The organism is Actinobacillus ureae ATCC 25976 (assembly GCF_000188255.1).
GTDB lineage: Bacteria > Pseudomonadota > Gammaproteobacteria > Enterobacterales > Pasteurellaceae > Actinobacillus > Actinobacillus ureae.
On the sequence record NZ_GL831080.1, the window covers coordinates 781,930 to 786,323 of the forward strand.

Consider the following 4,394-nt stretch of genomic DNA (forward strand, 5'->3'; position numbering starts at 1 on the left):
TGGCGAAGATGTTGTTATTACGTTATACGGCAGCTTGGGGGACGATCGCTCAGGTATCGGTGTTTATAACTCAGTTGGCTTTAACGAAATTGCGAAACTCGTGAAAATTGCTGATGGCGTTTATCAAGGCAAAGGCCGGTGGACTAAACCAACTAGAAACGGCAATGATATAACTCCGCTCAATACTCATTTGAATGTCTATTTTTACCCGAACACCGGAACATCCGTAAACTCAATTAGCAAAATCAAGTTAGAGCGAGGTACGCTCGGAACTGATTGGTCAGCAGCACCGGAAGACAAAGTGAGCATGACCGGTAATGAGACTGTTTCGGGAGTAAAAACTTTCCGGCAATCACTTGAAATGAATTATCGCTCAGTGATTAGACGCAATTTAGGTGCATATTACAATCCATATCATTTGTTGATTGATGATGCAATTGACTTGGCAAGTGCGCTTGATAGATATAAGACAATCGGGGAAATCAATTTCACAGCGGGCGAAGCCGGCAGACCGGACGGACGAGTAAAATCAATTGTCCGTGCAGGTGTAGACGTAGATAAAAGTGGCTATTTAGAACTTGGGACCACGTGTTGCGTTATGCAGTAAAAGCTCATGGCAATACCGGCAATGTATCAATCGATAAAACATCAGACAATGGTAACGCTCGCCTGCAGGTAAATGGCAATGTCGAAGCTACACCGCCAGCGAATAACTCAAATAATAGATTACTGCCTACTACAGATTGGATTCGCACAAATACAGCTAATTTAATTGATGCACGTACAGCTTATCTAGGCGGCAGCGTAGCAATGCAAGATTGCAAGCCGGGGCAATTGCCGCAGGGTGCGTTTTTTGGTGTTACAAGCAAAAATTTAGCCGGTTTGGCACAAAACGGCTTTTCGTTTTTTAGTAAGCCGTGGCATGACAATTCGGGGCATTTTGCATCAGTTCGCTTTGGTATTTTTGGTAACAAGTTTTATTACCAAAGCGCAAAAAATGCGACCGAATGGTCTACAGCATTAGAACTTGCAACCGTGCCGTACGTAGATGGACGTTTTAATCAGCTAATCGGCGCAGCGCCGGCAGGTTAGATACGTTACAAGAACTTGCGCAAGCGCTTAAGAGCAATGCTAATGTGTTTGATTTGTATATGCTTAAAACTGATAAGTCGGATGCCATAAATCTTGATAATAGCAACAAGTACGCAACGTCAAAAGCGGTAAAAGCTGCAAACGATAATGCTAACGGGCGATTATCTAAAACTGGTGATACATTAACCGGTGTGCTTGATATTAAAAATGGCGACTACAGTTCTATTAATCAATGGAATACTGCAGGTAAACAAGCTAGAAGCGAAGTAGTACCGGATAACGTTAATGACTTTTATAAAATAAGCTATCGTTCAAATAATGGTAGTAGAGAAGAACATTCCGCAGTGTTCAGAAAGTCAGGAGTGAGAAAATATGTCGCGTATGAAGATTGGGTTAGGTCTAATTTCAATAAAAAAGAAATAGCGGTATTGATGGGGGCTTTAGAAGACGGTGCAACGATACCATTGCCGGCAGGATTCAGCGAGTCGCAGTGTAAATGGATGTTATCAATTAATGAAGATAATCCAACGAATAGAGCTTGGGATATTAATGAAGATAAAGCTCATGTGCACTACCGCTACCGATGCTGGGCAAACTGTCGAAAAGTAGAAGCAAGGACGTATCACTGCGGACGCAGCGAAACGCTAGGGACGTGGATTCCTGCACGAGCGAATTATATTGTAATTGGAGTGAAGTAAATGTATTACATTTTAAATAAAAAAACGAGTAATTGGTACAAGTAACCATGAGTTAAATCTTGATGATTTAAACAGTCGCGGTGAATTTGTTATTGAATCTGCTGTAGAGATGATAGACCCTTATTATGATGGGGAAAAACTGATTGAAAAAGGCGAACCGCCAACGGAAAGTCATATTTTTAATCATGAAAATACGAAATGGATTTATAACTTGCAGTATTCTGTTACCGAAAAACGTTTTGATACGCTCGGCGCAGATTGTGAAACGCACGGCGATGGATGGTTTTTTGTCGATTCCGAAACAACCGAAAACAGCATCAAAGACAGCTTAACAAGCGGTCAAATTTGGGTTGAAAACGGCAAATTGCACTACTCGGGCGCAGCACCGAGCGAAGCACATAGTTTTAACTTAAAAACAAAACAATGGACAATTGATACAGAAAGCAAGCGGCTTTGCTAGTAAAAGAAAAAATGCAAAAACTCGCAGAAATCAATAGTGCAGCTCAAGACTTTGTGCGTCAAGCAGCAAAGCTAGACGAAACACCGGAATTTGAACAGCAGACATGGCAAGAGCAGGCTAACGAGGCTCGCGCGTGGTTCGCAGATAAATCACATTCCACGCCGAAGCTAGATTTATTAGCTCAATTGCGTGGCGTGCCGGCGGATATTTTGCGTCAAAAATGCTACGAAAAAGCGCAAGCGTTCTATCAGTTAAGCTTTGCCGTTGCAGGACAACGCCAGCGATACGAAGACAGATTAAAAGCGTGCGAAACACTTGAACAAGTACAAGCGATTACACTAGAATTTACATTAAATTTGGAGGGTTAAAATGACAAAATCAAAAAATAAAAGTTGGGACTATCACGTATTGATTGCTATTGACCAGCTAGTAAACGCACTACTCTTCGGAGCGGCAGACGAGACAATTTCGAGCCGCTGCTATCGTGGTGCGATTTTGACGAAGGATCTGAAACTCAAGTGGCGTATTGCTTACAAAGTCGTGAATGCTCTATTTTTTTTGATTCCGAACATTGTAAAACAGCGTACGAGTCGGAGGTTAAACGCCGTCAGTATCCGGCGGAATTTGGCAAAATCTAAAAGAATATAGCAAGGTAAGCTATGCTACAGCATAACTTACTTCGGCTCAAAGCAATCTGGACTTGCATTGAACGGCTGCTATACCCTTAGTTCGAGGGCTATTGCAGAATAACATAAATCAATAAAACTGCGAAACGTAACAATGCAAAATAAAAAAGAAATCAGATGTCAGTGCTGCAATAAATTGCTAGCTATTGGCATAGCAATCACTCTTGAAATCAAGTGTGTGCGCTGTAAAACAATTAATAAATATTAATTTTTGATTTGAGTGTCGGAGCTCTAAGAGTGCCGGAACGCCATAGATATAAGGACTTAAACTATTGCAAATCAAACTTACGTTAAACAAGCTCCACTTCCGTTTGTTGGGCAGAAAAGAATGTTTTTAAAACATTTCGAACGTCTCTTGAATGAGAATATACCGGATTATGGTGATGATTGGACAATTATTGATGCTGACGGTTATTTAGATGGTATTGAGGTTGTGAATGAGAGTTTTCATACATTATTACCTAGATACACAAATAATCCGAAAGCTTTATTTGTATTAGACCCACCATATTTATGTACCCGTCAAGAAAGTTATAAGCAAGAAAATTACTTTGATTTGGTTGATTTCTTAAGACTAGTTAATGTAACTCGACCTCCTTATATATTCTTCAGTTCAACAAAATCGGAGTTTATACGCTTTATTGATGCAATGATTGAGGATAAGTGGGATAACTGGCAAACGTTTGATGGAGATGACCGTATAACGGTGAATGTATCAGCAAGCTATTCGGGGAAATATGAAGATAATATTGTCTTCAAGTTTTAAAATTTTAAACGCTCTTTAACTACTGTTTAAAGGGCGTTTTTTCATTAAAACTGCGAAAATATTTAGGTTTGTTTTTTTCCGTAGTTTTTTTGGCTCGCAACAGCCGTATATAGGCTCATATACATATTATTTTAATTTACCTAAAAGGAGAAATTCATTATGTCCGGATTTGTTGATTTAGCATTAGCTCGTTCTGGTAACAAAATTACTGTAAGTAGAACTGCCATTTTATTTATTGAAGAAAGCTTAAGTGAACATAATTTTACCCATCTGCATTGTGTAGGCGGTATTACTCACGTCGTTGTAGGTGCTTATCCTGATATCACGGAAAAATTCCCCAAATTCTTCCCAATATCACGTAGCAATAGTGATAGTAACATAAGAGTGTCTATAAATGATTGGAATATCTCTTACATTGAAAAATCAGGTGAAAATACTTTAGTTTACTTTACAGAAAATGGGGTTAATGTTCCAGTTACACACTCTTACGAAGAAATATCTAAATATTTCCATTCATTAGAATAGTTATCTTTCTGAATCCCACCTTTACTAGGTGGGATTTTTATTATAGCTAAGTACAATCTATATAAGAGCTTTAAGACTAATAATGATCCTCACCCAAATTATTTAGGTATAATCTATATATCGTAGAAGCCATTAAAACGTAAATTGATTAATAAAGGGGCTGTAGT

7 protein-coding genes and 2 pseudogenes are annotated in these 4,394 nt (G+C 39.1%); all 9 read left to right on the plus strand.

What is annotated here, in order from left to right:
- Positions 1-607, plus strand: a pseudogene (locus HMPREF0027_RS03855) (hypothetical protein); the annotation flags it as partial.
- Positions 592-1,092 carry a hypothetical protein gene (locus HMPREF0027_RS03860; protein ID WP_044024258.1) on the plus strand — a complete coding sequence of 167 codons (501 nt, stop codon included), beginning with the start codon at positions 592-594 and terminating at the stop codon, positions 1,090-1,092. The pseudogene HMPREF0027_RS03855 and the gene HMPREF0027_RS03860, both read left to right, overlap by 16 nt.
- Before the next feature lie 59 nt (positions 1,093-1,151).
- Positions 1,152-1,790: a tail fiber protein gene (locus tag HMPREF0027_RS03865; RefSeq protein WP_005622408.1), complete on the plus strand. Its 639-nt coding sequence runs from the start codon at positions 1,152-1,154 to the stop codon at positions 1,788-1,790.
- Positions 1,791-1,899: 109 nt separating this feature from the next.
- Positions 1,900-2,250, plus strand: coding sequence for a hypothetical protein (locus tag HMPREF0027_RS03870; RefSeq protein WP_005622409.1), 351 nt, complete (start codon positions 1,900-1,902; stop codon positions 2,248-2,250).
- Between the two features lie 11 nt (positions 2,251-2,261).
- A complete protein-coding gene (locus tag HMPREF0027_RS03875) occupies positions 2,262-2,618 on the plus strand; it encodes a hypothetical protein (RefSeq protein ID WP_244261835.1) in 357 nt (118 codons plus the stop codon).
- A gap of 1 nt (position 2,619) precedes the next feature.
- Positions 2,620-2,888 (plus strand): annotated as a pseudogene (locus tag HMPREF0027_RS12460) (DNA helicase UvrD).
- 142 nt (positions 2,889-3,030) lie between these two features.
- On the plus strand, positions 3,031-3,144 hold the full coding sequence (locus HMPREF0027_RS13105) for a Com family DNA-binding transcriptional regulator (protein WP_081456954.1): 114 nt from the start codon (positions 3,031-3,033) through the stop codon (positions 3,142-3,144).
- A gap of 120 nt (positions 3,145-3,264) precedes the next feature.
- Positions 3,265-3,702: a DNA adenine methylase gene (locus tag HMPREF0027_RS03885; RefSeq protein WP_005622413.1), complete on the plus strand. Its 438-nt coding sequence runs from the start codon at positions 3,265-3,267 to the stop codon at positions 3,700-3,702.
- Between the two features lie 159 nt (positions 3,703-3,861).
- On the plus strand, positions 3,862-4,227 hold the full coding sequence (locus HMPREF0027_RS03890) for a hypothetical protein (protein WP_005622414.1): 366 nt from the start codon (positions 3,862-3,864) through the stop codon (positions 4,225-4,227).
- Positions 4,228-4,394: the final 167 nt, after the last annotated feature.